This window comes from Corallococcus sp. AB032C, from assembly GCF_003668935.1.
In the GTDB taxonomy this organism is placed as follows: Bacteria; Myxococcota; Myxococcia; order Myxococcales; family Myxococcaceae; genus Corallococcus; species Corallococcus exiguus.
In genome coordinates this window covers 25,050-51,920 of sequence record NZ_RAWP01000073.1, presented here as the reverse complement: position 1 = coordinate 51,920, position 26,871 = coordinate 25,050, and the positions used below count along the sequence as shown (strand labels likewise).

The 26,871-nt window shown below is 70.7% G+C and carries 24 protein-coding genes; 9 read left to right on the top strand and 15 right to left on the bottom strand.

All coding sequences use genetic code 11. From position 1 onward, the window contains the following. From D7X99_RS27730 to D7X99_RS27690, 9 genes are all read right to left on the bottom strand, one after another. Positions 1–1,338 (bottom strand): TolC family protein (locus tag D7X99_RS27730; protein ID WP_147476282.1); only part of this gene is annotated, 1,338 nt, incomplete at its 3' end. A gap of 162 nt (positions 1,339–1,500) precedes the next feature. After that, positions 1,501–2,154 carry an isoprenylcysteine carboxylmethyltransferase family protein gene (locus D7X99_RS27725; RefSeq protein ID WP_121780417.1) on the bottom strand — a complete coding sequence of 218 codons (654 nt, stop codon included), beginning with the start codon at positions 2,152–2,154 and terminating at the stop codon, positions 1,501–1,503. A gap of 65 nt (positions 2,155–2,219) precedes the next feature. Continuing rightward, complete coding sequence (locus tag D7X99_RS27720; RefSeq protein WP_121780416.1) at positions 2,220–2,765, bottom strand: RNA polymerase sigma factor; 546 nt, start codon at positions 2,763–2,765, stop codon at positions 2,220–2,222. Next, the gene (locus tag D7X99_RS27715) at positions 2,762–5,890 is read right to left on the bottom strand and encodes an efflux RND transporter permease subunit (protein WP_121780415.1); all 3,129 of its coding nucleotides are present in this window, start codon (positions 5,888–5,890) and stop codon (positions 2,762–2,764) included. The genes D7X99_RS27720 and D7X99_RS27715 overlap by 4 nt, the downstream gene beginning before the upstream one ends. Then, entirely contained in the window at positions 5,880–7,070 is a 1,191-nt protein-coding gene (locus tag D7X99_RS27710) for an efflux RND transporter periplasmic adaptor subunit (protein ID WP_121780414.1), read from the bottom strand. The genes D7X99_RS27715 and D7X99_RS27710 overlap by 11 nt, the downstream gene beginning before the upstream one ends. Further along, positions 7,067–8,296, bottom strand: a complete 1,230-nt coding sequence (locus D7X99_RS27705; protein ID WP_121780413.1) for a TolC family protein — start codon at positions 8,294–8,296, stop codon at positions 7,067–7,069. Before D7X99_RS27705 ends, D7X99_RS27710 begins: the two co-directional genes overlap by 4 nt. Positions 8,297–8,401: 105 nt before the next feature. Continuing rightward, on the bottom strand, positions 8,402–8,719 hold the full coding sequence (locus tag D7X99_RS27700) for a hypothetical protein (RefSeq protein ID WP_121780412.1): 318 nt from the start codon (positions 8,717–8,719) through the stop codon (positions 8,402–8,404). A 76-nt stretch (positions 8,720–8,795) separates the two neighbouring features. Further along, positions 8,796–9,662: an N-acetylmuramoyl-L-alanine amidase gene (locus tag D7X99_RS27695; protein WP_121780411.1), complete on the bottom strand. Its 867-nt coding sequence runs from the start codon at positions 9,660–9,662 to the stop codon at positions 8,796–8,798. Between the two features lie 157 nt (positions 9,663–9,819). Continuing rightward, a complete protein-coding gene (locus tag D7X99_RS27690; protein WP_121780410.1) occupies positions 9,820–10,923 on the bottom strand; it encodes an ornithine cyclodeaminase family protein in 1,104 nt (367 codons plus the stop codon). A 214-nt stretch (positions 10,924–11,137) separates the two neighbouring features. Between D7X99_RS27690 and D7X99_RS27685 the strand changes: the two genes are divergently transcribed. The 3 genes from D7X99_RS27685 to D7X99_RS27675 all read left to right on the top strand — a co-directional run bounded on the left by D7X99_RS27685 (position 11,138) and on the right by D7X99_RS27675 (position 15,519). Further along, positions 11,138–12,409 (top strand): ATP-binding protein, encoded by a 1,272-nt coding sequence (locus D7X99_RS27685; protein ID WP_211484211.1) that lies wholly within the window; start codon positions 11,138–11,140, stop codon positions 12,407–12,409. 201 nt (positions 12,410–12,610) lie between these two features. Further along, positions 12,611–13,798 (top strand): alpha/beta fold hydrolase, encoded by a 1,188-nt coding sequence (locus tag D7X99_RS27680; protein WP_233613778.1) that lies wholly within the window; start codon positions 12,611–12,613, stop codon positions 13,796–13,798. Positions 13,799–13,986: 188 nt separating this feature from the next. After that, complete coding sequence (locus D7X99_RS27675; RefSeq protein ID WP_121780407.1) at positions 13,987–15,519, top strand: methyl-accepting chemotaxis protein; 1,533 nt, start codon at positions 13,987–13,989, stop codon at positions 15,517–15,519. Here D7X99_RS27675 and D7X99_RS27670 read toward each other — a convergent pair. Beyond that, the gene (locus D7X99_RS27670; RefSeq protein WP_121780406.1) at positions 15,467–16,999 is read right to left on the bottom strand and encodes an MFS transporter; all 1,533 of its coding nucleotides are present in this window, start codon (positions 16,997–16,999) and stop codon (positions 15,467–15,469) included. The two genes, D7X99_RS27675 and D7X99_RS27670, sit on opposite strands and share 53 nt — an antisense overlap. A gap of 166 nt (positions 17,000–17,165) precedes the next feature. Here D7X99_RS27670 and D7X99_RS27665 point away from each other — a divergent pair, with 166 nt between their 5' ends. From D7X99_RS27665 to D7X99_RS27655, 3 genes are read left to right on the top strand one after another with little or no spacing between them, the layout of a single operon-like run. After that, complete coding sequence (locus D7X99_RS27665) at positions 17,166–18,164, top strand: polyprenyl synthetase family protein (protein ID WP_121780405.1); 999 nt, start codon at positions 17,166–17,168, stop codon at positions 18,162–18,164. Further along, positions 18,161–18,760 carry a GbsR/MarR family transcriptional regulator gene (locus D7X99_RS27660; protein ID WP_121780404.1) on the top strand — a complete coding sequence of 200 codons (600 nt, stop codon included), beginning with the start codon at positions 18,161–18,163 and terminating at the stop codon, positions 18,758–18,760. Before D7X99_RS27665 ends, D7X99_RS27660 begins: the two co-directional genes overlap by 4 nt. Before the next feature lie 17 nt (positions 18,761–18,777). Beyond that, entirely contained in the window at positions 18,778–19,305 is a 528-nt protein-coding gene (locus D7X99_RS27655; protein WP_121780403.1) for a gamma-glutamylcyclotransferase, read from the top strand. 16 nt (positions 19,306–19,321) lie between these two features. Here D7X99_RS27655 and D7X99_RS27650 read toward each other — a convergent pair whose 3' ends face one another. Next, positions 19,322–20,263 carry a sorbosone dehydrogenase family protein gene (locus tag D7X99_RS27650; RefSeq protein WP_121780402.1) on the bottom strand — a complete coding sequence of 314 codons (942 nt, stop codon included), beginning with the start codon at positions 20,261–20,263 and terminating at the stop codon, positions 19,322–19,324. Between the two features lie 54 nt (positions 20,264–20,317). After that, positions 20,318–20,449 (bottom strand): hypothetical protein, encoded by a 132-nt coding sequence (locus D7X99_RS44325; protein ID WP_255429624.1) that lies wholly within the window; start codon positions 20,447–20,449, stop codon positions 20,318–20,320. A 368-nt stretch (positions 20,450–20,817) separates the two neighbouring features. Here D7X99_RS44325 and D7X99_RS27645 point away from each other — a divergent pair, with 368 nt between their 5' ends. From D7X99_RS27645 to D7X99_RS27635, 3 genes are all read left to right on the top strand, one after another. Next, positions 20,818–21,081: a hypothetical protein gene (locus tag D7X99_RS27645; protein ID WP_120576236.1), complete on the top strand. Its 264-nt coding sequence runs from the start codon at positions 20,818–20,820 to the stop codon at positions 21,079–21,081. Beyond that, positions 21,078–21,869 (top strand): heme oxygenase (biliverdin-producing), encoded by a 792-nt coding sequence (locus D7X99_RS27640; protein ID WP_121780401.1) that lies wholly within the window; start codon positions 21,078–21,080, stop codon positions 21,867–21,869. Before D7X99_RS27645 ends, D7X99_RS27640 begins: the two co-directional genes overlap by 4 nt. A 104-nt stretch (positions 21,870–21,973) precedes the next feature. Continuing rightward, complete coding sequence (locus tag D7X99_RS27635) at positions 21,974–22,324, top strand: PilZ domain-containing protein (RefSeq protein WP_233613777.1); 351 nt, start codon at positions 21,974–21,976, stop codon at positions 22,322–22,324. Between the two features lie 6 nt (positions 22,325–22,330). On the opposite strand, the gene D7X99_RS27630 is transcribed toward D7X99_RS27635, so the two are convergent. Genes D7X99_RS27630 through D7X99_RS27620 form a run of 3 tightly spaced genes read right to left on the bottom strand, consistent with a single transcriptional unit; the run spans position 22,331 to position 26,867 of the window. After that, a complete protein-coding gene (locus D7X99_RS27630) occupies positions 22,331–23,296 on the bottom strand; it encodes an aldo/keto reductase (protein WP_121780400.1) in 966 nt (321 codons plus the stop codon). A gap of 35 nt (positions 23,297–23,331) precedes the next feature. Next, positions 23,332–25,536, bottom strand: coding sequence for a 1,4-alpha-glucan branching protein GlgB (gene glgB, locus D7X99_RS27625; RefSeq protein ID WP_121780399.1), 2,205 nt, complete (start codon positions 25,534–25,536; stop codon positions 23,332–23,334). Next, positions 25,533–26,867, bottom strand: coding sequence for a phosphotransferase (locus D7X99_RS27620; protein WP_121780398.1), 1,335 nt, complete (start codon positions 26,865–26,867; stop codon positions 25,533–25,535). The genes glgB and D7X99_RS27620 overlap by 4 nt, the downstream gene beginning before the upstream one ends. Positions 26,868–26,871: the final 4 nt, after the last annotated feature.

Below are 26,871 nucleotides of genomic sequence, written 5' to 3'. Positions count from 1 at the left end.
GGCGGGCGCGGCGGTGGACGGCAGGCGTCCTCCCACGAGCCGCTCCAGGTCGGCTCGCGCCATCCAGTAGTCGCGGACCGTCTCCAGGTACGCCCTCCAGGCCTCCACCTGCTCGCGTCGCGCGAGGAGGAGGGCGGGAAGGCCGATCTGCATGGCGTTGTACTGGCGTTGTGACTCCTCGACGATGGTGGTGCGCAGCGGGAGCACGACCTTCTGGTAGCGCTCCGCCATGTTCCGCAGCGTCACCAGCTTCGCCCTCGCGGCGCGCACCTCCGAGCGGGCGTTGACGGCCAGCTCCGTCAGCCGGTTCTCGCCCTGGCGGTGCTGCGCCTCCAGCTTCGCGATGAGCGCCTGACGTTGATCGAAGATGGGCAGCTCCAGCGACAGCGTGGGGCCCAGCAGGCGCGGCCCGTTCGCGTCGCGGTGCGTGTGCACGCCCACCTCCACGCGGCCGAAGAAGCGCGTGCTGCGCGCCAGCTCCAGCGCGTTCCACAACAGCGACGTCTGCTTGCGGGCCGCGTCGATGTCCAGCCGCTGCTCGATGGCCAGCGTCTCCAGGCGCTCCAACGAGGACTCGGCGGCGGGGACCTCCGGCAGCTTCCGCGCCAGCGTCCACTGGACCCTCGCGCCGTACAGACCCATCAGGCGGGTGAGGTGTTCGCGCGCTTCGACCAGCGCCAGCTCATCCTGGGCCAGCTCCAATCGCGCCTGCTCCAGCGAGGCCTGTTCGGTGGCCAGGGCCAGCACCGTGATGTTTCCCGCGGCGCGCTGACGGTTGGACAGGTCCGCCGCCGCGTCCGCGGCCTGGAACACCTCGCGGCGCAGCGCGACCAGCTGCTGCCGGGCCTGCACCTCCGTGAACGCCTGTCGGACCTCCGCCGTGGTGGCCAGCGCCTCGTGCGCCACGCGCAGCGTGTCCGCGTGGAACTGCTCCTTCGCCACGCGCTTGCGCAAGGGCAGCGTGAAGAGGTCCACGAAGCTCTGGACGATGGAGAACTCGGTCTCGGTGATGCCGTCCGAGGACAGCGGGAAGCCGATGCTCCCGTCGAAGGACGGGTTGGTGAGCAACCCGGCCTGCACCATGTCCGCCTGGGACACACCCAGGTCCTCGTACGTCGCCTGGAGCGCGGGGTTGTTGAGCAGCGCCACCTCCACCGCGCGGTCCGACGTGAGGTCGCCGGCCAGCAGGGCATCCAGGTGTTGCTGCACCTGCGCGTCCTCCGGCGTCCCCTGATTCCAACGCGTCTTCAAACCCGTTCGCTCCTCCACGAGCGCCGCCACTTCCATGTGGCCGCGCTCCTTCTGGATGGACGCGCAGCCACCGAGCAGCAGAACCACGAAGAGCCAGGGGGATTTCCAATGCACACGAGACCTCGAAAAAGGATGTGCCCTGTTGAGCAAGGGTCGGGCCATCGCGTCAGGTAGCGCAACCCCACGGAATGACGGCGTCCGAAGGAACACGCTCGCATGGGCACTTCGTGCGAGGTGTGACCGCCAACGTCACACTGTGATGCGCGGCGCGGCGTCCAGGCCGGGCGCTTCGAGCCGCCCCACACCGGGGATGAAGCGGCCCACGCGCGCCGCGTAGCGCTGATAGGTGCCGCCGTGCAGGCCCAGCAGGTGCTCCTCCTCCAGCCGCACCTGGAGCGACACCAGCAGCACGTAGTCGAGCCAGCCCATCACGGTCCACGCGCTCGGGGTCGCGAGCGCCATGCCCGTCACCACCACGAGCATCCCGCTGAAGATGGGGTTGCGCACGACGCCGAAGAGGCCTCCCGTCACCAGCTCCGTCCGGTCCGAGTCGATGCCGATGCGCCACGACGCGCCCATCTCCACCTGGGCGCGCACGGTGAAGATGAACCCCACGGCCACCAGGGCCCAGCCAGTCCATCGGAGCGCGCCAGGGACCTGCCACACGCCCAACGCCTGCTCACCAATGGCCAGGTGCGCCGCGCTCCAGAGCACGATGGCCCCCATGAACAGGGCCATGCCCGCGCCGATGACCCGCTGGAGCGGCGGGCCGGAGCGGTGCAGCACCAGCGCCGGGCGGCCCGTGCGGCGGCGCAGGCGCACCGACGGCAACACCATGGCGAAGAGGAGGAAGGCGAGGGTGGCGGCGGGCAGGGCCGGCCGGGTGAAGGTGGCGACGTCCATGGGAGACCTCCAGCTGCGTTCCCCCAGGCTGACGCCCGGCCCCGCGCGCTCTTACACCTGGTTTTTCACGCGGGCGCGCAGTCGCAGTCCACGCAGCCCTGCGCGCAGCAATGGCCGCACAGCTCCACCAGCTGCTCGCCCAGGGCCTTCCGGGCGCGGTGCAGGCGCACGGCGGCGTTGTTGGCGGAGATGCCCGCCTCCTGCGCGTACGTGGCCACGGTGAGCCCCTCCAGGTCCACCCGGCGCACGGCCTCCGCGTACTCGGGCTTGAGCGTCCCCGCGAGCCCCGCCACGCAGCCGCACACCGTCGCCTCCAGGCCGTTGGCGTCCTCGGTGGACAGCGGCTGCTCGTGGGCCAGGGACTCCAGCGTGGTGACCTCCCGCTGGCCCCGGCGGTGGCGGTCCACCAGCGCGTTGCGCAGGAGCCGGTAGAACCAGGCCACCGCGCTCTGCTCCTCGCGCAGCGAGCCTCCCTGTTCCATGCCCTTCACGAACGCGGCCTGCAGCACCTCGCGCGCTGCCTCCTGGCTCCCCACGCGCGGCGTGAGGAACGCGAGGAACGCGTGGTGATGGCGCAGCAGCGCGTCCATCGCTTCCGGTGACAGGCTCATGCCGGGACCTTTCGCGCGGCCCTTCGCGCCTTGATCCGCTCCTGGAACCCGTGCACCAGCGCGTAGAACGTGGGCAGGGCCAGCAGCGTGAAGAGGGTGGACGTGACGAGCCCGCCGACCATCACCACCGCCAGCGGACGTTCAATCTCCGTCCCGTGCAGCGGCAACACCAGCAACGGCAGCAACCCGAGGATGGCTGTGCCCGCGGTCATCAGCTTGGGCCTCACGCGGCCGATGCTCGCCTCGCGCACGGCCTCCGCGAAGGGCTTGCCCCGGCCCATCAGGTCCTTCGTCTGCGCCACGAGCACCAGGCCGTTCTGCACCGCGATGCCGAACAGGCCGATGAGGCCCACCAGGCTGGACACGTTCCAGGTCTCGCCCGCGAGGAGCAGCGCGAGGATGCCGCCCACGAACGCGTCCGGCAGCGTGGCCAGGATGACCAGCGCCTCCGCCACCGAGTCCAGCGCGAGGTAGAGCAGGACGAACACCGCCATCAGCGCCAGGGCGATGGCCACCGTCAACGCCTGCGCCGCGCGCTCCTGGCTCTCCACCTTGCCGCCCACGTCCACGAAGTAGCCCGTGGGCAGCTTCAGCTGCGTGGCCAGCACCTCCCGCACCTCCGCCGCCGTGCTGCCCAGGTCTCGGCCGGACACGCCCGCCTCCACCGCGATGCGCCGGCTGCCAGCCTCGCGGCGCACGCTCCCCGCGCCGGAGGTCTCCTCGATGGTGGCCAGCTGACTCAGCGGGATGCGCGTGCCGTCGTGTCCGTCCACCAGCAGGTTGCGGATGGCGTTCACGTCACCCCGGCGGTGGTCCGCCAGCCGGAGCACCAGGTCATAGCGGCGCTGGCCCCGCCAGATCTGCGCGGACTCCTCACCCACGAGCCCTACGCGGACGGCCCGGATGACGTCGCCGGGCGTCAGGCCCACGCGCGCCACCGCCGCGCGGTTCACCGCGATGCGCAGCTGTGGCAGGCCGCTCAGCCGCTCCACCCGCAGGTCCTCCACTCCGTCCACTTTCGACATCAACGCGCGCGTGCGCTCAGCGAGCTCCGAGAGCGTGTCCAGGTCCGGCCCGAAGACGCGGACGGAGAGGTCCGCGGGGCTGCCTCCCAGTCCCTCGTCGATGCGCATCCCCAGCGGCGTGGTGAAGAGCACCGACACGCCGGGCACCTTCCCCACCGCCTCGCGCATCCGCGACTCCAGCGTCTCGCGGCCTCCGAGAGTGTCCTTCTTGAGGACCACCAACACGTCGGACAGGGTGTGGGGCATCGGGTCCTCGGTGCGCTCGGCGCGGCCGGTGCGGCGCACCACGTCCTCCACCTCCGGGAACTCGCGCAGCACGTCCTCCACGCGGTGGTTGAGGCGATCCACCTCGTCCAGTGACGCCTCCGCCGGCAGCACCGTCTGGAGCAGGAACGCGCCCTCGTCCAGCCGGGGCATGAAGTCGCTGCCCACCATGAAGGCCAGGCCCAGCGCGGGCACGGTGATGGCCAGCGCCACCACGCGCACCAGGCCTGCGTGGCGCATGCACTTGTCCAGGATTGGCGCGTACGCGGCCTTCACCTTGCGGATGACCCACACGTCCTCCGGCGAGTCCTCACGCGGCGCGCGCAAGAGCAGCCCCGACACCACCGGCACCAGCGTGAGCGCCAGCGCGAGCGACGCGGCCAAACACGCCACCACCGCCGCCGCGAGCGGCTGATACATGCGGCCCTCGATGCCCGACATCGCGAAGAGCGGGATGAACACCGAGACGACGATGAGCGTGGCGTAGGCGATAGGGCGGCCCACTTCCATCGCCGCAGCCAGCGCCTCGTCGCGCACCGAGCGGCGGCCCTTGCCCTCGCGCAGGTCGTGGATGACGTTCTCCACGACGATGATGGCCGCGTCCACCAACAGGCCCACCGCGATGGCCAGGCCTCCCAGCGTCATCGTGTTCAACCCGATGCCCGCCGCCTTGAGCAGCAGTCCCGCCAGTGCCAGCGACAGGGGCAGGGTGAGCGTGACGATGAGCGCCGCGCGCCAGTCCCCCAGCAACAGGAAGAGCACGCCCACCACCAGGAACGCGCCCAGCAGGATGGCCCGGCCCACTCCTCCCAGCGCGGAGCCCACCAGTTCCGATTGGTCATAGACGACGCGCAGCTGCACGCCCGGCGGCAGCGAGCGTCGCAGCTCGTCGATGGCCGCGCGCACGCCCTCGGTGACGAGCACGGTGTCCGCGCCGAACTGCTTGCTCACGCGGCAGCTCACCACCTCGCCATCCAACCGGTGCGCCATGCCCCGGCGCGGCGCGGGGGCTTCGCGCACGTCCGCCACGTCTCCCAGCAGCACGGGTGTCCCGTCGCGCAGCGCGACCACGGTGTTGTTCAGGTCCTCCACCGTCTCCGCCCGGCCCACGGCGCGCACGGCCCACTCCATGGGGCCCTGCGTGATGAAGCCTCCGGAGGCGTTGACGCTGGCGCCCTCCAGGCCGTGCTGCACCTCGTCCAGGGTGACGCCTCGCGCCACCAGTTGATCCGGATCCAGCAGCACCTGGAACTGGCGCAGGTAGCCGCCCAGCCGCTCCACGCCCGCGACGCCGGGCACCGCGAGCAGCCGGTTCTTGATGTCGAACTCCGCCAGGTCGCGCAGCGCCATCAGGTCCGCGCTGCCGGGCTCCGCCTCCAGTGTGAACTCGAAGACCTCGTTGAGCCGGCCGGTGAGGCTGGACACGAGCGGCGTGTCGGTGCCCGGTGGCAGCTCGCCCGCCGCCTGCGCCACGCGCTCCGCCACGTACTGGCGGCTGCGGAAGTAGTCCGCGTCCGGTTCGAACTCCACCGTCACCTGCGTGACGCCCAGCTGCGAGGTGGAGCGGATGCGGCGCACTTCCGGCAGGCCCGCCAGCGCCACCTCCATGGGGATGGCCACCGCCGTCTCCAGCTCCTCGGCGCCCATGGCCGCGTTCTGCACGATGACGTTGAAGATGGGCGCGGACAGATCCGGGAACACGTCCTGGCGCAGGTTGCGGAGCGCCATCACGCCAAAGGCCGCCAGCGCCAGGACGACGAGCACCGTCAGCCCGGGCCGCGAGAAGGACGCGCGGAGGATGCGCCCCGGCAGCGTCGTGCTCGGATCAGTGGCCATGCTCGTCACCTCCGCCCTGGGACTTCTCCACCTCGGCCTTGAGCAGGAACGCGCCCTCCACCACCACCTCGTCGCCCACGGCGAGCCCCTTCAGGACCTCCACCTGTGTGCCCAGGCTGCGGCCCCGGCCCACCTCACGCTGCTCGAAGACGCCGGCCTCCGGCGTGGGCAGGAACGCCACCCAGCCGTTCTCCAGCCGCTGGAGCGCCGCCGCGGGCACGGCCGTGAGCGTGGCGCCCGGCTCTCCCAGCGGGATGGACGCGGACGCGGACATGCCCGGCCGCAGGAGCCCCTTGCCGTTGTCCAGCTCCAGGCGCACGGGGATGGTGCGGCTGTGGGGATCCACCCGTTGCCCCACGTGGCCCACCTTCGCGGTGAACTCCTGGCCCGGGAACGCGGCGAAGGTGACGCGCGCGTCCGCGCCGGGCTTCAGGCGCACCGCGTCTCGTTCGAACGCGTGGACGATGAGCCACAGCGACGACAGGTCGCCCACGCGGAAGAGCGGTTGAGACGGGTCGGCCATCTGCCCCAACCGCGCGGTGCGCTCCACGACGGTGCCGTCGATGGGCGCCTTGAGCACGAAGCCGGACGTGCCCTCACCGCTGGCGCTGCCCGCCCCCAACGCCGCGAGCGCGGCCTTCGCTGCGGCGACCTCCGCCTCCGCGGCGGCGGCATCCGCTTCAGCGGCCTGCGCGTCCTTGCGCGCGACGATGCGCTCCTCGGCCAGCGTGCGCTTTCGGTCCGCGGCCTGCCGTGCGGCGGTGGCGCGGGCCTGGGTGGCCTGGAGGTCCGCGCGGGCACGGCCCAGCTCCGGACTCTGGAGCTCCGCCAGCCGCTGGCCCTGCTTCACGGTCTGGCCCGTCGTCACGGCGACGGAGGCCACGCGCGCGGAGACCGGCGAGGCCACCTCCGCGTAGGCGTCCTCGCTGAAGGTCAGCTCGCCCAGCGCGGTGACGCTCTCTCCGCCCGGACGGGCCTCCACCTTCGCGGTGGTGACGCGCAGGTCCCGGAGCATCTCCTGGGGGACGTGCACGTGGATGACGTCACCGGACTCGACGTGGAGCTTCTCCTTGGCTCCCTCGTCGTGGCCGTGTTCGTGCGCATCGTCGTGTTCCGCCTTGGATGACTTGCAGGCGGTGAGGCCCACGAGGACGGACAGCAGCAGCAGCGTGGGCTTCATGGCAGGACTCCCGTTTCCACTTCCAACTGCACACGAGCAAGGGCCAATCGCAGCAGGCCTTCGAGCCACGCGGCCCGCGCCTCCAGCGTGTCGCGACGGACGAGGAGGAAGGCCGCGAGGTCCATCTCCCCGGCGTCATAGGAGCGCTGCGCCAGCGCCTCGTTGTCGTCCAGGAGCGGGAGGATCTGCTCCAGGGCCCCGAGGGCGCCGAGGCTCGCGCGGTAGCGATACTTCGCGGCCTGGACCTGGGCGGGCACGACGGTGCGCGCGGCGGTCAGCTCCTGCTCGGCGCGGCTTGCATCCGCTTCGCCCACGAGGCGCGCTTCCTGGCCGCGAGCGAAGAGGGGCAGGGGCACGCTGAGCGTTCCCAGGAACACCGTCTCGTCCGCCTCCTTCTGGTAGCGCGCGCCCACTGTCACGTCCGGCAGCACCTGGCGCCGGCCCAGCGTCGCGGCGGCCGTCGCCTGGACCTGCTCCTGCTCCAGGGCCACAAGATCCGCGCGCGCTCCAGCGCCGTCCGGCACCTCGCGGACGGGCGCCCGCGCGATGGACCGCAGATCATCGTCGTAGGTGACCAGGGGCCTCGCGCGGTAGCCCACGCGGACCTCCAGCTCCTCTCGCAGCGCGTAGATCTCGCCGGCCGCGACCTGGAGGTCGGCGCGCGCCCGGGCGTGCGCCACCTTCGCCACGTTCACGTCCACGGCCGGAACGTCACCGGCCGCGTAGCGCTGCTCCGTGGCCTTGACGGTGCGCGCCGCCGCTTCCGCCGCGGCCTCCACCAGCTTCTTCCGCTCCCCGGCTTGCAGGAGACGCAGGTAGGCGGCGGCCACGTCTCCCAAGAGGAGCCGCTCCGCGTCGCGCAGCCGGGCCTCCTCCATGGACAGGCCCGCGCGCGCCGCATCACGCCGCAGGCCCTGCTTGCCGCCCAGCTCGAAGGGCTGCGACAGGCCCAACGCGAGGTCCAGGCCGTAGACGCCATTGGGGAGCCGGCGCGGGCCTACCTGAACGTCGAGCTGGGGGTTCTCGCGCAGGAGCGGCGCGGCGCTCGCCAGGGGGCCCTGGGCGGCGCGGACGCGGGCCCGGGCCTCGACCAGCGCCGGGGCGTGCTCGCGCGCCAGGGTGAAGACGTCCTGGAGGGTGATGCGGGATGGATCCGCGCCACCAGGGCGCGGCCAGAGCAGGACGGCGGCCAGCCCGAGGGCGGCCGTCGCGGAACGGATGGGCACGGAAGAGGACCTCTGCGGAAGGCGGGCCGCGCGCACCCATGCACCCGGGCAGGAGGCCGGGCGCACCGGTGGCGGGGCGCGTGCGAACGACGATGGACGCGGGCCTTAAGCGAGAGGAACTATGGGGACGTGCAGGATGTCATCCGCTTCGGCGGAGGACGGCTCCGAGGCTTCGGGAGTGATGGGAGGCTCCCGGAACAGGGAGCCCATGAGGCCCGGCAGCGGCACGGCGACGGCCAGGGGCTTCGCGTGCGTGCAGCAGGCGCAGTCCACGCAGGTGGGGGCGCACTGGCCCTGCGCGTCGTCATCCGCGCAGCCCGTGAGGCACGTCTCCGCCTGCTGCGCCGGCCCGAAGGCATGCGCGAGCCCGCCCCCGATGGGAGCGAGCAGCATCAGGCAGATGAAGAGCCAGAGTCGGAGCACTGGAGCGGTCTTCTAGCACGCTCCGGTGGAAGTGCGCACGTCGTGAGGGCAGGGCGGGCAGCGCGAGGAGCGCTGCTCAGCCGCCAATGCCCTTGCGCAGCCGGGACCAGTCGAAGTTCGCCGCCGGGTCATCCTTGCGGCCCTTGGGCACGGCCACGTCCTTGTGCCCGACGATGTTCTTCGCCGGCACGTCGTACTCCTGCTTCAGGTAGCCCACGAGCTGCGTCAACGCCTTGTACTGCGCCTCCGTGAAGGCCGTCTTGCCGCTGCCGTCGTTGACGATCTCGATGCCGATGGAGCGCGCGTTCACGTCCGTGGGCACGCCGTGCAGCTCCCCCTTGCCCGCGTGCCACGCGCGCTTGGTGTCGCCGACCAGCTGGTAGATCTTCCCATCGCGGTCCAGCATGTAGTGCGCGGACACCTTGCTGTCCGGGTTGCGCATCCACGCCAGGTCCCCGGATCCGTTGTTGGTGCCGGTGTGGTGCAGCACGATGGTGTCGATGTCCGCGCCGTTGCGCGAGTCGCTGTTGGGCGAGGGCGCGCTGATGACCGCGGGCTTGGTGAACTTCCCGGGCTCGGTGGGCGGAGGCGTCGTCGCCTTGAGCGCCTTCGTCAGCGCCGCCGCCGTCTGCGTCCCGTAGTAGCCGGTGGCGGAGATCTTGTTGGCCGTCTGGAACTTCTTCACCGCCGCCTCGGTCTGCGGCCCGAAGGAGCCGGCGCCCGAGTTCATCTGCGCCTGCGTCATGTAGCCCAGCTTCACCAGCCCCTGCTGCAGCTGCTTCACCTTCGCCCCGGAGTCACCCTTGCCCAGGCCCGCGGGCGGCGCCGTGAGGGCCGTGGACGCGGCCGCCGCGCGCGCGGGAGCGGCGGTGCGGGGGGCCGTGGCGGCGGTGCTCGCGGTCGCGTTGGCGGTAGCGCGGGGGGTCGGGGCGCGGACGGTCATGGTGTACGATTCCAGGAATAGTGGATAGCTGCTGCTTTCGCGATTATCGGCGGCGTGTGCGGGAAGTTGTGTGCCGGGAGTGAAACGAAACCGCCCCGACGCCCGGCGTGGAGGCCGGGCATCGGGGCGGTGCTGTCCGCGTGTGTCCTCGGGTCCGTCAGCTGCCGGTGGCGCGGCGCGGAGACTCGGCGCGTCCGGCCACGTCACCCCGCACCTGCGAGTACGGATCCAACGGATCCCCGCCCAGTGCCTCCAGCGCCACCAGGGTGCCCAGGCCCATGCGGCGCGCGTGGTCCAACAGCAGGCGCGTCACCACGTGGTCCTCCAGCGCGTGGCCGGTGGAGTCGAACACCGTGTTGCGCTCGCGCCAGCCCTCGAACTCCTCCGGCTGCTGAACCACGGTGGCCAGGTCCGGGCCAATCTGGTCCGGGTGGAGCTGCTGACACTCTCCCTCCAGGCGCGCCTGGGCGGGAAAGTCCGGCACGACGAGGCTGCGGCGCAAGAGCGCCAGGGGCAGCTCCGCCTTGCCCGGCTGGTCCGAGCCCACCGCGTTGACGTGCGCGTGCGGCTGGAGCGCGTGGCCGGAGATGATGGCCCCGGCGCCCGGTGCGACGGTGGTCGCGGTGCAGAGGATGTCCGAGCGCATCTCCAGGTCCGGCAGCAGCGTGGGCCGCACGTCCAGCCCCAGGAACGCCACGCGCCGCACGAAGGAGCGCGCCGCGTCCGGATCGATGTCGTGCACCAGCACCTGTTCCAACCGGAACACGCGGCTGAGCGCATGCAACTGAGACACGGCCTGCGCGCCGCAGCCCACCAGCCCCAGCACCCGGCTGTCCGGAGACGCCAGGTAGCGGCTGGCCACCGCCGACGCCGCGCCGGTGCGCAGCGCCGTGGCGAACACCCCGTCCATCACCGCCACCAGATGGCCCGTCTTCACGTCATAGACGCTGTGGGACGCGACGAGCGTGGGCATTCCCGAGTCACCCCGGTTGCCGGGGAGGGAGGCGGACACCCTCACGGTCAGGCTGTCCCCGCGCCGCAGGGCGGGCATCCAGCCCATCGTCCCGGAAGGCCGCGAGTCGCTCACCACCTGGAAGCCCTCCCGCTTGGGGACCTGCAGGACGGACTCGTCGAACTCCCGCAATGCCACGGTGAGTGCGTGGATGAGCTCGTCCATCAGGACGTCCAGACCCACGCCTTCCACGAGCGCGCGTAAGTCAGTGGGGCCGAGCAGCAGGGTGCGAGGAGCCGGGAGCGTCATGTACGCGGAGTCTACGCCCCTGACAGGAATTGCAACGGGTCAGTTTTGATTACGAATTCCTGTCTTGCTGTGGCTTTTGAATACAGGTGCAGGGAACAAGGCGGCGAAGGGGTTGTGTTGGAAGCGGGCGCCCGACATCCGGCGGACCCCCGGAGTCCCGGCTTCGTGTCCGCCCGCAAGTCGCTCCACCCCCAACACCCGAGTGAACGCCTCCTTGAAGCCCTCCGTTCCCAGGACGCCCGTGCTCACCGCCGTCTCCGATCCGTCGTCTCACCACCGCACCGATAGCGCGCCCGACGCGCCCCGCGCGCGCATCCTCCTGGTGGACGACACGCCGGCGAACCTGCTCGCCCTGGAGGCCATCCTGGAGCCGCTCGGCCAGCAGGTGGTGTCGGTGCGCTCCGGCGACGAGGCGCTGAAGGCGCTGCTGCTGGACGAGTACGCGTGCGTGCTGATGGACGTACAGATGCCGGGGCTGGATGGCCTGGAGACGGCGCGCCTGGTGCGCACCCGCGAGCGCACGAAGCACCTGCCCATCCTCTTCATCACCGCGCTCAGCCGTGAGGCGGCCTACGTCACCCGCGGCTACGAATACGGCGCGGTGGACTACCTGCTCAAGCCCGTGGATCCGAACATCCTGCGCGCCAAGGTGTCCGTGTTCGTGGAGCTGTACCTGCGCGGTGAGATGCTGCGGCAGCAGGCGCTGGAGCTGGCGGAGGGCCGCCGCGTGGAGGAGGAGCTGCAGCGCGCGGCGGAGCTCGAGCAGCAGCTGGTGGGAATCGTGGGGCACGACATCCGCACGCCGCTCGCGGCCATCCTCACCACGGCCCACGTCCAGCTGTCTCGCGAGCCGCTGCCAGAGGCCCAACGCAAGGCCTTCGAGCGCGTGGCCCGGGGCGGCGAGCGCATCCAGCGCATCGTGGATCAGCTGTTGGACTTCACCCGTGCGCGCGTGGGCGGCGGCATCCCGGTGGTGCCGGGCGCGGGCGACCTCAACGAGCTGTGCCGCAAGCTCGTGGACGAGCTGCGCGCGGCGAAACCGGAGCGCTCCATCCTGTGCGACTTCGCCCGCGACAGCCTCCCGGGCGTGTGGGACCTGGACCGGCTGGCGCAGGTGGTGGCCAACCTCCTGGACAACGCGCTCAAGTACAGCCCGCGAGACACGCCCGTGCGTCTGCGCACTTATGAACAGGGCGCGGACACCGTCCACCTGGAGGTCCAGAACGCCGGGGCCCCCATCCCCGCGCACCTCCTGCCCACGCTCTTCCAGCCCTTCCGCCGAGGCGACGGCCCGGGCCAGCGCGAGAGCCTGGGCCTGGGGCTCTACATCGCGCGTAGCATCGTGGAGACCCACGGCGGCACCCTCCGGGTGGAATCGACCCCGGACGCCGGTACGATCTTCTCTCTGTGTCTTCCGCGTCAGGCTTTGGTTGAGACACGCGCGCACTCCGCGTGCGCGGGCGCCTCCACGCCGATGACGGCGTGAGACACAAGGCCGTTCGCGTCACGGGCAGTGCATTGCAGTGGTGGCTGATTACTGCACATGAAATGCATACAACAATCCATCCACATCAAAACCTCTCATAAGATGAGGCAAGCATGTGGAGGGTTTGCTACAATGCCAGACGTCCGGGAGGCAGTCCGTCCGGACGTAAAATGTGTCCGCTTTGGGGAGGGTGCGCGACAAATGAACGACAACTCGACGTGGATTCCCGTGGAAGGAAGCGACCCGATTCGTGCGTGGGTGCGACGCCCCGCCTCTGGAACGGGTCCGGCCCTGCTGCTGCTGATGGTGGAGGCGTTCGAGGGAAACGCCCACCTGAAGCTGATGGCCGAGCGCTTCAGTGAAGAGGGCTACGTGGTGGTGGTGCCCGACCTCGCCTCGCGAGGGGAACCAGAGGAGATGGACCTGAAGCCGGTGGTGGCCTGGGCGCGCTCGCTACCGGAGGTGGTGGGACTGCGGGGCAAGAAGCAGGTCGGCGCGCTGGGCTACGGGCTGGGCGGGACGCTGGCCGCGCAGCTGGCGGCGCACGCGCACGTGGACTGCGCGGTGGCCTACTGCGCGCCCGGCATGGAGGACGTGCTCGCGCAGGGTGGTGAGAACGCGGCCCCCATGGTGCTCCACTACGCGGAGTGGGACGGCTTCGTGCCCCCGGCCGCGGTGGCGCGGGTGAAGCAGCACGTCAGCGTCGACGTGGAGCTGTACGTGTACCAGGGCGTGCGCCACGGCTTCTTCCGCGAGGGCTCGCCGGCCTGGAACCGGCCCTCGATGATGACGGCGCACACGCGCACCCTCGCGCTGCTCAAGCGCGTGATGGGGCCGCGCTACGACCTGGCCGCGCTGTGGGACAAGCACACGGAGCTGGAGTTCGCCGCGCGGGACGCGGACGCGACCATGAAGACCATGGTGTCGCACCCGTACGTCAACAGCGTGCCGGTGATGACGGGTGGGGTGGGCGCGGAGTACCTGCACCGCTTCTACGAAAACCACTTCGTGCACGCCAACCCCAAGGACACGAAGATGACCCTGCTGTCGCGCACCGTGGGCGCCGACCGCGTGGTGGACGAGTTCATCTTCAGCTTCACCCACGACATCGAGATGGACTGGATGCTCCCGGGCATCCCGCCCACCGGGAAGTACGTGGAGGCGGCCTTCGTCGCGGTGGTGAACTTCCGCGGCGACAAGCTCTACCACGAGCACATCTACTGGGATCAGGCCGCCGTGCTCGTCCAGCTGGGCCTGATTGACCGCAAGGGCCTGCCCGTCACCGGCGCCGAGGCCGCGCGCAAGCTGCTGGATGAGACCCTCCCGTCCAACACCCTGATGGAGAAGTGGGACGAGAGCGCGCCGTCCAACAACCGCAAGGCCGGCTGACTCAAGCCGGGATGACGCCCGCGCCCCGGGTTCGTCGCTACCCAGGGCGCGGTGTCTGACTTTCACGGGCTGGGATGCGCGGAGCCATTGCGCCGGCTCCTCTGGGATGTCCACAATGCAGCACCTCACTGGATGGTCCAGGGGGGCTACGTTTCCCAGACTTCCTCTGGATTTGGCGCCGCTCCCGGATGCGACTCTCCCTTTCGCAGAAGCTCACGCTGGCGCCGCTGCTGGTGGCGCTGTTCTTCACGGTCCTCTTCTTCGGCTACCTCATCCCGCGCGTCAGCTCCGCCTTCGAGGCGCAGGGCCGGGACGTGGGAGGCGCGTTGCCCGCGGCGCTGGCGGCCACGCTGCCCGCGGCGATGCCCGGGGGCCAGACGGAGGCGCTCCAGGCGGTGCTGGATCAGGCGGTCCGCCACCACCAGGTGGCCTACGTGGCCGTCTTCGACGGGACCGGGCAGCTGCGCGCGGTGGCGGGCGAGTACGCCACCGCGATGCGGGAGCTGCGCGACCGGCTGGCCCGCGCGCAGGGTGACGCGACGTTCTACGTGCGGGACGCGGAGCTGTTGGACGTGAGCTCGCGCTTCGCGAACGGCGCGGGCACCGTGCACGTGGGCTTCAACCGCACGTCGGCGCGCGCGCAGGTGCGGGCCATCACCACCGGGGTGAGCGTGGTGATGGTGCTGGCGCTCGCGCTCTTCGTCGTCGTGGGCATCGTGCTGGCGCGCCGGGTGGCGGCGCCGCTGGTGCAGCTGACGGCGGCCGCCCAGCGCATCGCGGAGCACGGCGACCTGCGCGAGACGGTGCGCGTGGAGGGCTCGGACGAGGTGGCCCAGCTGTCGAAGGCCTTCTCCCTGATGGTGTCCAAGGTGAAGGACCTCTTGCAGCAGCTGCAGGGCTCGTCGGACCTGCTGCGCGGCTCGGTGGACCACCTGAACGACTCCGCGGGCCGGCAGAACGAGATGGTGTCCCGCCACGCCGCCGCGCTGCAGGAGACGCAGGTGACGGCGCAGGAGATCCGCCAGACGTCGGTGGTGGCGTCGCGCGCGGCGGAGACGGTCATCGACGTGGCGGAGCGCGCGGAGGTGCTGGGCAAGACGGGAGAAATCGCCATCACCGAGAGCATCGAGGGGATGGTGGCGCTGCGCGCGCAGGTGGAGCAGATCGCCGAGCGCATCATGGCCCTGGGCGAGCGCACCGAGCAGATCTCCGGCATCACGGAGACGGTGAAGGACCTGGCGGACCAGTCCCACCTGCTCGCGGTGAACGCGGCCATCGAGGCGGCGCGCTCCGGGGAGCACGGCAAGGGCTTCGCGGTGGTGGCCCGGGAGATTCGCGGCCTGGCGGACCAGTCCATCCGCGCGACGAACCAGGTGCGCGGCATCCTGGCGGACATCAGCACCGCCATCTTCGCCACGGTGGAGATCACGGCCGCGGGCACGCAGCGCATGGAGACGGGCCTGGCCCAGGTGCGCACGTCCGGGGACACGCTGCGCCAGCTGTCCTCCATCGTGCGGGACAGCGTGGTGTCCGCCCGTCAGATTTCGCAGACGGTGAACCAGCAGGCCACCGGCATCGAGCAGATCTTCACCGCCGTCAACGAGCTCAACACGGTGATGGGCGACACGGTGAAGCGCATCGCCACCACCAGCGAGTCCGCCGTGTCGCTCAAGCTCCTGTCGGAGCGCGTGGCGGCGATGGTGCGCGACTACCGGCTGTAACCGGGCGGAGGCGGGGCGCGAACCGCTCCACCACCTGGGCCACGGTGCGCGTGGTGGCGGCGCCGGGTTCGTTCACCCGGGCCGCGAGGAAGGCGGCCCCCAGCCGGGCCACCGACGACACGACGAAGAGCACGTGCAGGTTCACCCAGAGGTGGCCGCCCAGCATGAACTGCTGGGGCACGCGCGCCGCCAGCGCCCCGCCCAGGGCCGCCGCCGCCGCGTAGGCCAGCCCGCCCGCGGTGGCGAAGGCCGCCAGGTAGAAGGGCCGGCCCCGGCGCGGCGCCACCGTGAGCGGCAGCGCGAAGATGGCCAGGCCGTGGCCGCTCCACAGCGCCCCCGCCAGGAGCACGTCGAACAGCAGCGGCCAGAGCGTCCCCGCGGAGGGCAGCAGCCACAGCATGGGGATGGCGCTGATGCCCAGCGAGCAGAGCATCAGCACCGGCTGCGCCCCCAGCTTGTCGATGGCGCGGCCCCACAGGGGCGCCGTCAGCACGCGCACGCCCGCCACCGCCGCCGCGTGCAGGGCCATGATGACGAAGGTCATCTTGAGGTTCTGAAGGCTGTGCAGCGCGAAGAAGGGCGCGGACACGCCCACCGCCGCGTTCCACGCCACCTGGTACAGAAGCACCCGGCGGGCCCCGTCGTCCTTCCAGGGCAGGAGCGCCGCCTTGAGCTCCAGCTTCGGAGAAGTGCCCGGGGGCGCCGGGTCATGCTGCGCGGCCATCATCAGCGTGGTGACGACGCCCATGACGCACGCGGCGAGCGCCAGCAGCGGCAGCGCCATGCCCACCCCGTCCAACCCCTTCAGCCGGTCCATCAGCAGGCCCGCGGTGAGCGACGCGCCAGTGCCCATCAGCGTGGTGAGCGCGGTGCGCTTGCCGAAGAAGCGGCCCCGCACGGCGCCGGGGACGAGCTCCCCCATCCACGCCACCCACGCGTTGTTGCCCACCACCGCCAGCAGCGCGGACGCCCCGGCCACGGCGAGCAGCAGGTGCTGCTGCCCCTCCAGGGACAGGCCCAGCCACGGCAACAGCGCCATCGGCAGCAGGGCCAGCCGGGACAGGCACACCGCCGTCAGCGCCACCCGCCGGTGGCCGAAGCAGAGGGTGAGCCACGCGGCGGGGAACTGCACGAACTGCGCGAAGAACGGCAGCGCCGTCATCACGCCCACCAGGAAGGGCCCCAGCTTCAGCGCGATGGCCCACGCGGTGAGCACGGTAGGACCCGCGCACGCGGTGAACACCTCCGCGAACATCCCCTCCACAATGGAAACCTTCAGCGACGCGCGCAGGCGCCGGTGCAGGGGCGGGCCGCGGTGGCCGTCCGGGGGCGGAGGGGCCCCCAGGAGGGGCGCGGACGCACCGGGCAGCGAGGTGCCAGGGCGGAAGAGGGGGACGCCGGTGGCGAGGGAAGCGAAGCTCTGGACGAGGCGGCGACGGAAGGCGGCGGACACTGGGATTCGTTTCCCACGGCCTCGCATTCCCTCTCAATCGGACCTCCAAGGAGTCCCCCGAGCCCGCCCGGCCACCAACCGGCCTTATTCGTCGCTTTCAGCCTGCTGTCCGCTCGCTTGGAGGGCAGAAGGGATTCAGGTGCAGTTCACGCGGTCTTGAACTATATGAACGACCCGGAAGGAGACCGCGCACATGGATGTCGCTCACGAGCTGACGGAGTTTCTGGGGCAGGTGGAGCAGCGTCTGACCGAATTGCTCGCGGATGGCGACGTCGGCCCGGACGTGAAGGGCGACACGCTGATGGATGCGGCGCGCCATCTGTGTCTGGGGGCCGGCGGCAAGCGGGCCCGCCCCATGCTCGTCCGCCTGTTTGGTGGCGTGGTGGGTGTGCCGGCCGCCCGGCTGGTGGATGTGGGTGTGGCGGCGGAGATGATCCACTCGGCCAGCCTGCTGCATGACGACGTGGTGGACGCGGGCATGTTCCGCCGGGGCCGCCCGACGGTGAACGCGCGCTGGGGGAACATCGTCGCGGTGATGAGCGGCGACCTCATCCTGTCCACGGCGCTGTCGCGGCTTTCCCTGCTGGACGCGCGGCTGGTGCAGAGCGGCCTGGCCATCGTCACGGAGATGACCCGCGCGGCCATCGCGGAGGTGGAGGCGCGCGGCGACATGAACCTGCCGCTCACGCGGCTGCGCTACATCGCCGAGGGCAAGACGGGGTCGCTGTTCGGCTGGTGCGGCAAGGCCGCGGCGACGCTGGCGGACAAGCCGGAGGCGACTGCGCGCTTCGACGCCTTTGGCCGGCACCTGGGCGTGGCGTTCCAGATCGCCGACGACATCCGCGACATCCTGGGCACGGACGTGGGCAAGCCCCGGTACGCGGACGTGCACTCGCGCACTCCGTCGCTGCCCATCCTGCTGGCGGTGTCGCGGGACGAGTCCCTGCGCCGCAAGCTCAAGGACGCGTGGGCGTTCTCCGTCATCACCCCGGAGCGCACCCGGGAGATTGGCGCCGCCATCGAGGCCGCCGGCGCGGTGGAGGCGTCCATGGAGATGATGAACGTCGAAATCGAAGCGGCGCTCGACAAGTTGGGGCCCTTCGCGAACGACGCCGCGGGAGCGGAGCTGATGAGCTGGGCGCACCGGCTGTCGGAGGGCATCGCGGAGCAGGTGAAGGGACGCGCTGCATGAAGGGCTACCTGTGGACGGGGGGGGATCCCGGGAGCCAGAAGACCGTCGCGCCGCCGGAGAACGGACGGCTGGCGCCATGGGAAGCCATCGCGGTGGAAGCGGTGGGCAACGTCATCGAGTTCTGGGGCTTCAAGCGCAACCAGGGCCGCGTGTGGGGCCTGCTCTACCTGCGCGGCGAGCCGCTGACGGCCGGTGAGATTGAACGCGAGCTCGACCTGTCCAAGGGCGGCGTGTCCATGCTGCTGCGCGACCTGGAGCACTGGGGCGTCGTCCAGCGGGTGCGCGTGCCGCGGGACACGGTGTGGCGCTACGCGGCGGAGACGGACCTGGTGCGGATGGTGACGCACGTGGTGGAGGAGCGCGAGGCCGCCTTCGTCACCCGCATCCGCGCGGACCTGTCCGAAGCGCGCCGGCTGGCGGAGGGTGCTGCTGGCGTGCAGGCGGAGAAGCTGCGGCGGCTGGAGCGCATGGCCGTGCTGTCCGACCACGTGGAGCGCGCGCTGCGGCTGTTCATCAAGACGTCCCGCCTGGACGTGGGCGGGGTGCTGGGCGCGTTCCGCGACGGCGCCCTGTCGCGCGGCAAAGGCGAGCGGTAGAGGCGGGAGGACACACAATGGATTCGCACTACGACCAGGTGATGAAGGCGCGCGAGCAGGCGGACGCGAACGCGCCCCGGCGCTACTTCGCGTACTCGACCATCCTGGACCGGGCTGCCTTCGAGGAGTGGAGGCAGCAGCACAGCTACGGCTTCTTCGACCTGCCGGAGGGCCAGCTCGCCGAGGCGCTGGACGTGGACCTCGTGTACGACTTTCCGTCGCGCTGGTGGGGCGGCCGGGTGGCGGGCCTGACGGACGCGCCGGGCGCGCGCGTGTACGGGCGGCTCTTCGAGATCCCCGGCAAGGACTGGCCCATCGTCCAGCACAAGGAGGGCTTCGTCACCAGCATGTGCGTGGAGCGCACGGTGCGCGTGCGCGTGGATGGCCAGGAGGTGGAGGCCACCGCGTTCGTGACCAACCCGCGCCGTGCGTCGTCGGATGGGCCGGTGAGCCCCCGCTTCGTGGAGGCTCTGGTGCGTGGCGCGACGAGCGCCGGGCTGCCCGCGGACTACGTGGAGAAGCTGGCGCGCGGCGAGTCGCGCTGAGTCGCTCGCCGCCGGGCTACGGCCGGGCGGTGGGGGCGATGCGGTAGAGAGCACCGGCGGCGCCGTCGCTGACGATGAAGCCGCCGCCCGGGGCCAGGGCCACGTCCACCGGCCGGCCCCACACGCTCAGGTCCGGTTTCTTGAAGCCCGTGACGAGGTCCATCTCCTGCGTGGGCTGGTGCGTGGCCAGGTCCCACGGGAAGACGGTGACCTTGTAGCCGGTCCGCTCCGTGCGGTTCCACGATCCGTGGTAGGCGACCAGCGCGCCGCGCTTCCACGCCGGATTGATCTCCCCATGGTCGAAGAACGTCAGGCCCAGAGGCGCCGAGTGCGCCTGGATGCCCTGGTCCGTCTTGTCCAACGCGGCGCAGTCCGCCTTGGCGCCGTCCCGGTTCAGGTTGTAGTCGCGGTCCAGGGGCATGTGCTTCAGGCCGCTGGGGGAGTCCGGGTTGGAGTTGCAGAAGGGCCAGCCGTAATGGCCGCCCTGCCGCACGGAGGTGAGGGCCTCTGGCGGGTGGTTGTCCACGTACTCCAGAATGACCTTGCCGTACTGCCCGGTGCCGTCGTCGAACGGGTAGGGCGTGTTGTCGCGGTTGTTGACCGCCACCCACAGCGTGTCGGTGCCCGGCTCCCACGCCAGGCCCTCCGCGTTGCGCATGCCCCGGGCGAACAGCTCGCGTGAGCCGCCGCTCCAGTCCCACCGGTAGATGGCGCCGCGCAGCGGGTCGCTGGTGGTGTCGCTCAGGCACACGTTGCAGGTGGACGCGATGGCCACGTACACGCGGTGCTGTGAGTCCACCGCCAGGTTCTTGAACTCGTGGCCGTAGGCGCCGTGCAGCTCCGGGAGGGACGCGTCCGGCAGTCCCGTGACGACGGTCTCCACCGCGCCGCGCGTCGTCTCACCGGGCGTCCAGCGCGAGCGCGTGACGCGGTCCTTCTCCGACAGGAAGACCCACACCTGCCCGTCGCGCTCGTGGAAGACGAGGTCGTGGGGCCGCGCCTGCCCACTGTGTCACCTCCGGCGCCTGGCCCTCGAGTCCCGGAGCGAAAGGGAGGGCTCCGGGGCGTTCGTCGAGTTGGACTTGCAGCCGGCCTGGAGGCACGCCAGGCCCAGGAAGGCCGTCAGCACGAGGGGTCGCCGCATGGTCGTCTTTTCCTAACCGCGTTCTCCGACTGAACGCGACCTGAACAAACCTTCAGCCACTTGTTCGTCGTCCCGAGCACCCCTGAACGGGCCTGAACAAATCTTCAGGGAGTTTCGCCGCGCCGGAAAGGGTCGTGCCTACATGAACAAAAAGGCAGCCAGCGCCATTGGCGTGAGACATGAAACAAATAAATCAAGACATATGTAATTGACTGCGATGTTTGTCTTTGTCTGGTGTTTCGATGTCTGTCTTTGAGGTGTTGACCACCGGTCTCCGGATCAGAACGGGGTGGACCGGGCTTGACGGCGGAAGGGCGTTGTGGCTTCATGATTTTGATTTCGATAATCAAAATCATATGGAGAGCGCGATGCTCGGTCAGGGATGCTGCAGGGCGGTGCTGGCGCGAGGCCCGTGCGCTGAAGTGACGCGGTGCAGCTGTGGGCACATCCACCTGGCGGTGGGCCCGGTGACGCTGCGCCTGGAGGAGGACGTCCTGCGCGCGCTGGGCCACACCCTGGTGGAGGCCATCCACCAGTTGGAGATGCCGCACGCGCCCGCGCACGAGGCGGAAGCGCAGGAGCCGGCTCCCGCCGCCGCCCACGGGGCGCCCACCGGCGGGTGGAAGCAGTGAGCACCGTCCGGGGGACGCTCCGCTGGGGCGGCTTCGAGCGCTCCGCGAGGGACAAGCGCCTGTCCTCCGCGTCCACGGCCCTCGAGGGCCTCCCGTCCACGCAGCGGCTGTCGCTGCGGCTGGAGGAGGGGACGGGGATCGCTCGGCGCCAGGCGGAGCAGTCCACCTTCCTGGAAGCGCTCTTCCAAGGCTCGTGGAACGGCGGCGTCTATGGCCAGTTCGTGCGGGCGCGGCACTACGTGAACCACCTGCGCCAGCTGCACGTCGTCTACGAGGCGCTGGAGTCCGTGCTGCCGGTGCTGAAGGACGGCCCGCTCACGCGCGTGCTGCGGCTGCCGGAGCTGCGGCGGGCCTCCGCGTTGCTGGCGGACCTGGACTGGTTCTGCGGCGACACGCGCACGAAGCCCTTCGCCTGCGCGGAGACGCGGCTGCACGCCGAGCGGATCCGCGAAGTGGCGGCCGAGGCCCCGCACCTGCTCATCGCCCATGCGTGGGCCCGCTGCGTCCAGGACCTCTACACTGCCCCCCAGCGCTCGGAGCTCATCGCGCAGGCGTTCGAGCTGGAGAACGGCCGGGGCACGGCCTTCTACAACGCGGTGTCCGCCGCGGAGCTGCTCGCCTTCCAGAGCCGGCTGGTGGCCCGGCTGGACGAGGTGCCGCTGACGGAGGGCGAGGCCCAGGAGGTGGTCCAGGAGGCGCGGCTGGCCTTCCGCATCCAATCGCTCATCTGCGACGAGCTCGCTCGGGACGCGCCGGAGCTGGAGGGGCTGGGCGGTACTCCCGGGTAGGGTTGACGCGAACCCACGGAGGAGGGGGGCCGACCCACCGGCCCGCCTCCTCGCCTGGGGGGGCGATATGCCGTTTCGTGACAGGCACGTTAGGATGGCGGAACGTGACACTCCAGATGACCTCTCACATCGATCGCCGCGCTTTCCCCCGCATCCACGCGCCCCTCTATTCGCGCCCCGCGCGCATGAAGGTGGGCGAAAAGAAGCAGGTGCTCGACGTCAGCCTCGGAGGCGCGCGCATCTACTCGGATGAGCCGCAGGACGTGGGCTCGCGCCTGGATCTGGAGTTGTTCCTCCCGGATGGCAGCTCGCTGGAATGTACGGCGCGCATCGTCTGGGCCATCAAACTACCCAAGGACGCCGTGGCCCGCTTCGAGGTGGGCCTGTCCTTCATCGACGTGCCAGAGCCCGTCCTGGCACGTCTGCAGACCGTCCTCGTCGCGGACGAAGGCTAGACGGCGCTACTTCGAAGACGCGCTGTCCAGCTCGCGCAGGTCGTCCGCTTCCAGCTTCAGGGAGAAGGCCCCGAGCAGCTCCTTCACCTGCGGCACGGACGTGGCGCTGGCGATGGGCGCCTCCACCGTGGGCCGCGTCACAAGCCACGCGAGCGCCACCTGTGACGGCGTGGCACCCCGGCGCTCCGCCACCTTCTTCAGCGCGGCGACGACGCCCCAGCCCTGCGTGTTGCCGTACTTCTTGAGCACGTTGCCCGCGCGCAAAGACGCCGGTGCTGGCTGTCCCTCCTGGTACTTGCCGGTGAGGAAGCCCGCGGCGAGCCCGAAGTAGGGCGCCACGGCCAGGCCTTCCTTCTCACTCACCTGCTGGAGCGCGCCCTCGAACTTCGGGCGCTCCACCAGGTTGTACTCCGGTTGAATGACCTGGTAGCGCGTGAGCCCCAGCTTCTTCTGCGTGTCCAGGGCCTGCTGCGCGCGCTCCGCCGTGTGGTTGCTCAGGCCCAGCGCCTTCACCTTGCCCGCCTTCACCAGCGCGTCGAAGGCGCGGAGCGTCTCCTCGAAGGGCGTGTTCGGGTCGTCGTAGTGCGCGTAGTACAGGTCGATGCGCTCCACGCCCAGCCGGCGCAGGGACGCGTCCACGCTCTTCTCGATGTGCTCGCGCGTGAGGCCCTTGCCCAGCGCCGTCTCCGCGCCGACCTTCGTGGCCACCACCAGGCGGTCCTTCGCCTTGCGCGAGGCAATCCACCTGCCCAGCACCGTCTCTGACTCGCCGCCCACGTGGCCGGGGATCCACCGCGAGTACACGTCCGCGGTGTCCACGAAGTTGCCGCCGCCCTCCACGAACGCGTCGAGCACGGCGAACGAGGTCGCCTCGTCCGCCGTCCAGCCGAAGACGTTCCCGCCCAGACACAGCGGGAATACCTCCAGGCCCGTCGTTCCCAGCTGCCGCTTCGCCGCTGCTCCTGCCGCCATGCCCCGGTTCCTTCCGGTGAGGCCGGGGCGTCGTCCTACCCCGGCGTGAACCACACCACCGACAGCGGGGGCAGGGTGAGCGCCGCGGAGGCCGGCTGGCCATCCCAGCCCGTGGGCTCCGTGTGCACCTGACCCCGGTTGCCCAGGCCGCTTCCGCCGTACTCCCCGGCGTCGGTGTTGACCAGCTCCACATAACGGCCGTGGAGCGGGAAGCCCACGCGATAATCCTCGCGAGGCACCGGCGACATGTTGGCCACGCACACCACGTGACGGCCGGGCGTGCGCGAGCGGCGCACGAAGGCCAGCACGTTCGCCGCGGACGCGTCCGGCTGCAGCCACTGGAAGCCCACGGGCTCGCTGTCCGAGTCGTACAGCGCGGGCAGGTCGCGGTAGACGCGGTTCAGGTCGCCCACCAGCTTCTGGATGCCCTTGTGGCCCGGGTCGTTGAGCAGGTGCCAGTCCAGGCTCTTGTCGTGGTTCCACTCCGCCGGCTGGCCGAACTCACCGCCCATGAAGAGCAGCTTCTTGCCCGGGTGGGCCCACATCCACGCGAACAGCGCGCGCAGGTTGGCGCGCTTCTGCCACGCGTCGCCCGGCATGCGCCCGTAGAGGCTGCCCTTGCCGTGCACCACCTCGTCGTGGCTCAGCGGCAGCATGAAGTGCTCGCTGAACGCGTACAGCAGGCCGAAGGTGAGCTGGTTGTGGTGGAACTGCCGGTAGACGGCGTCCTTGGAGAAGTACGACAGCGTGTCGTGCATCCAGCCCATGTTCCACTTGAAGTGGAAGCCCAGGCCGCCCTCGCTGACGGGCTGGGACACCTTGGGCCACGCGGTGGACTCCTCCGCGATGACGACCACGCCCGGGTGCTTGCGGCGGATGGTGTCGTTGAGCTCGCGCAGGAACTGGATGGCCTCTTCGTTCTCGCGGCCGCCCCAGCGGTTGGGGACCCACTCGCCGTGCTTCCGGCTGTAGTCCAGGTAGAGCATGGAGGCCACCGCGTCCACGCGCAGCCCGTCGATGTGGTACTCCTCCAGCCAGAACAGCGCGTTGGCGATGAGGAAGTTGCGCACCTCGTTGCGGCCGAAGTTGAAGACGAGCGTGCCCCAGTCCGGCTGCGAACCCTGGCGTGGATCCGAGTGCTCGTAGAGGGACGTGCCGTCGAACTGGCCCAGCGCGTGGCTGTCGCGCGGGAAGTGGCCCGGCACCCAGTCCACGATGACGCCGATGCCCTCCTGGTGCAGGTAGTCCACCAGGTAGCGGAAGTCGTCCGGGTGGCCGAAGCGCGAGGTGGGCGCGTAGTAGCCACCGACCTGGTAGCCCCAGGAGCCGCCGTAGGGGTGCTCGGACACGGGCAAGAGCTCCACGTGCGTGAAGCCCAGCTCCTTCGCGTAGCGAGACAGCTCCGGCGCCAGCTCGCGGTACGTCATGGGCCGGTCGCCGTCCTCCACCACGCGGCGCCAGCTGCCCAGGTGGACCTCGTACACGCTCCACGGGTGCTGGGCCGCGTCCACGTGCTTCTCGCGCGTCTCCAGCCACGCGCTGTCGCCCCAGGCGTAGCGCTGCAGGTCGTGCACCACGGACGCGGTGGCGGGCGGCGTCTCCGTGCGGAAGGCGAAGGGGTCCGCCTTGAGCAGCGCGCCGCCGCCGTGGCCGGGCCGGATTTCGAACTTGTAGCGGGTGCCCTCGCCGACCTCCGGGACGAACAGCTCCCAGATGCCGGAGGACCCCATGCGCCGCATGGCGTGCAGGCGGCCGTCCCAGCCGTTGAAGTCACCCACCACGGACACGCCCCGGGCGGTGGGCGCCCAGACGGCGAACGATGTGCCCTTCACGCCGTTGTGGTGGATGAGGTGCGCGCCCATGCGCTCCCAGAGCCGCTCGTGGCGGCCCTCGCCGGCGAAGTACAGGTCCATCTCCCCGATGGTGGGCAGGAAGCTGTACGGGTCGCGCAGCGTGAAGACCTTCTTGCCCGGGTACTCCACCTCCAGCAGGTAGCCGAAGGGCTCCGTGCGGCCGTTGATGCGCGCCTCGAAGACGCCGCCGGTGCGGTGCTGCATGGGCACCTTGCCCCCGAACTCCGGCAGGACGTGGATGGCCACGGCCTCCGGGCGGTAGGCGCGCACCACCACCGCGTCGCCGTCCGGGTGGACGCCCAACATGGAGTGCGGCTCCGGATGGCGCAGCTCCACCACGCGTTGCAGCTCCGCGTCCACCTGTGCTCTGTCCGCAGGCTTCCTCACTGGGCATCCTCCATCCGCAACAGGGCCTCGACGGGGATGCGCACCCAGTCCGGCCGGTTGGCGAGTTCGTAGCGCACTTCGTACAACAGCTTCTCCAGTTCGAAGGCACGCAACATCACGTCAAAGGCTTCATCGCTGTCGGGCAGGAAGGGGGCGCCGCGCGTCGCCTGGCGGTAGCCTTCCAGGAATGCGTCTCGGGTGGGGCCCACGCGCCCGCGCGGCTGGCCGCCCTCCAGCGACACGGTCGCCTCCGCGTAGTCGAACGAGCGGATCATCCCCGCCACGTCGCGCAGCGCGCTGTACTTCTCCCGGCGCGCGGTGAAGGAGCGGGACGGCTCGCCCTCGAAGTCGAAGAACAGCCACTGGCCATCCGAGCGCAGCACCTGGCCCAGGTGCAGGTCGCCGTGGATGCGGATCTTCTGGCCGGAGGGCGCCACCTGCGCCAGCCGCTTCGCGTACGCGATGAGGCCCTCGCGCCGGCCCTCCAGGTCCGCGTGCAGCCGCCCGGCGTCCGCCAGCGTCACGCCCAGCTCGCCCACGATGGACGCGCTCCAGCGCTGCAGGTCCTCCTGGAGCAGCGGCTCCGGGGAGAACGCCAGGTCCTCCGGCTCCGCGGAGGCGAACGCCTTGTGCAGCTCTCCCAGCCGCGCGCCCAGGTCTCGCATGTCCCCGAGGAAGCGCTCGCTCAGCGCCTTCTCCTGGCGCAGCCGCTCCAGCGTGTACTTCCAGCCGTCCACGGCGTCCGGCACGAAGCGGTGCGCCAGCGCGAGCGTCGCGCCCGCGGGGCCCTCCAGGTTCAGCGCGCCCACCAACTGCGGCGTCGCGCGGAAGGACGTCTTCGTCGCGAGGAAGCGGCCCACCTCGTATTCGGGGTTCACGCCGGCCTCCAGCTTGCGGATGACCTTGACGATGACCCGCTCGCCCAGCACCAGCGAGGTGTTGCTCTGCTCCACGTTGAGCCGGCGCACGGTGAGCGGATCCGGCAGCGCCACGCCGCTGTCCGTGGAGGCGATCCATTCACCCACCACGCGGCCGGAGCCGGACACCACCTGCCGGCCCTCTCGCGCGAGGCTGAAGAGGGCGCGCACACAGTCGTCGTCCTCCAGCGCGCTCACCAGTCCGTCGGCCGTGTGCCGGACCTGGAGCTGGTAGCGCTCCGGATTCCCCAGCTCGTAGACGACTTCGATGATGGCCAGGGTGAAGGAACACGTGCCCAGGTCCATGTTCACGTGGTCCGCCACGCTGACACTTTTGATGGGCCACGCCTTGCCGGCGAACCAACGTTGGGCCTTGAGGAAGTCTGGCAGCTTGGTCAGGTCCAGGGGGGTCACGCGG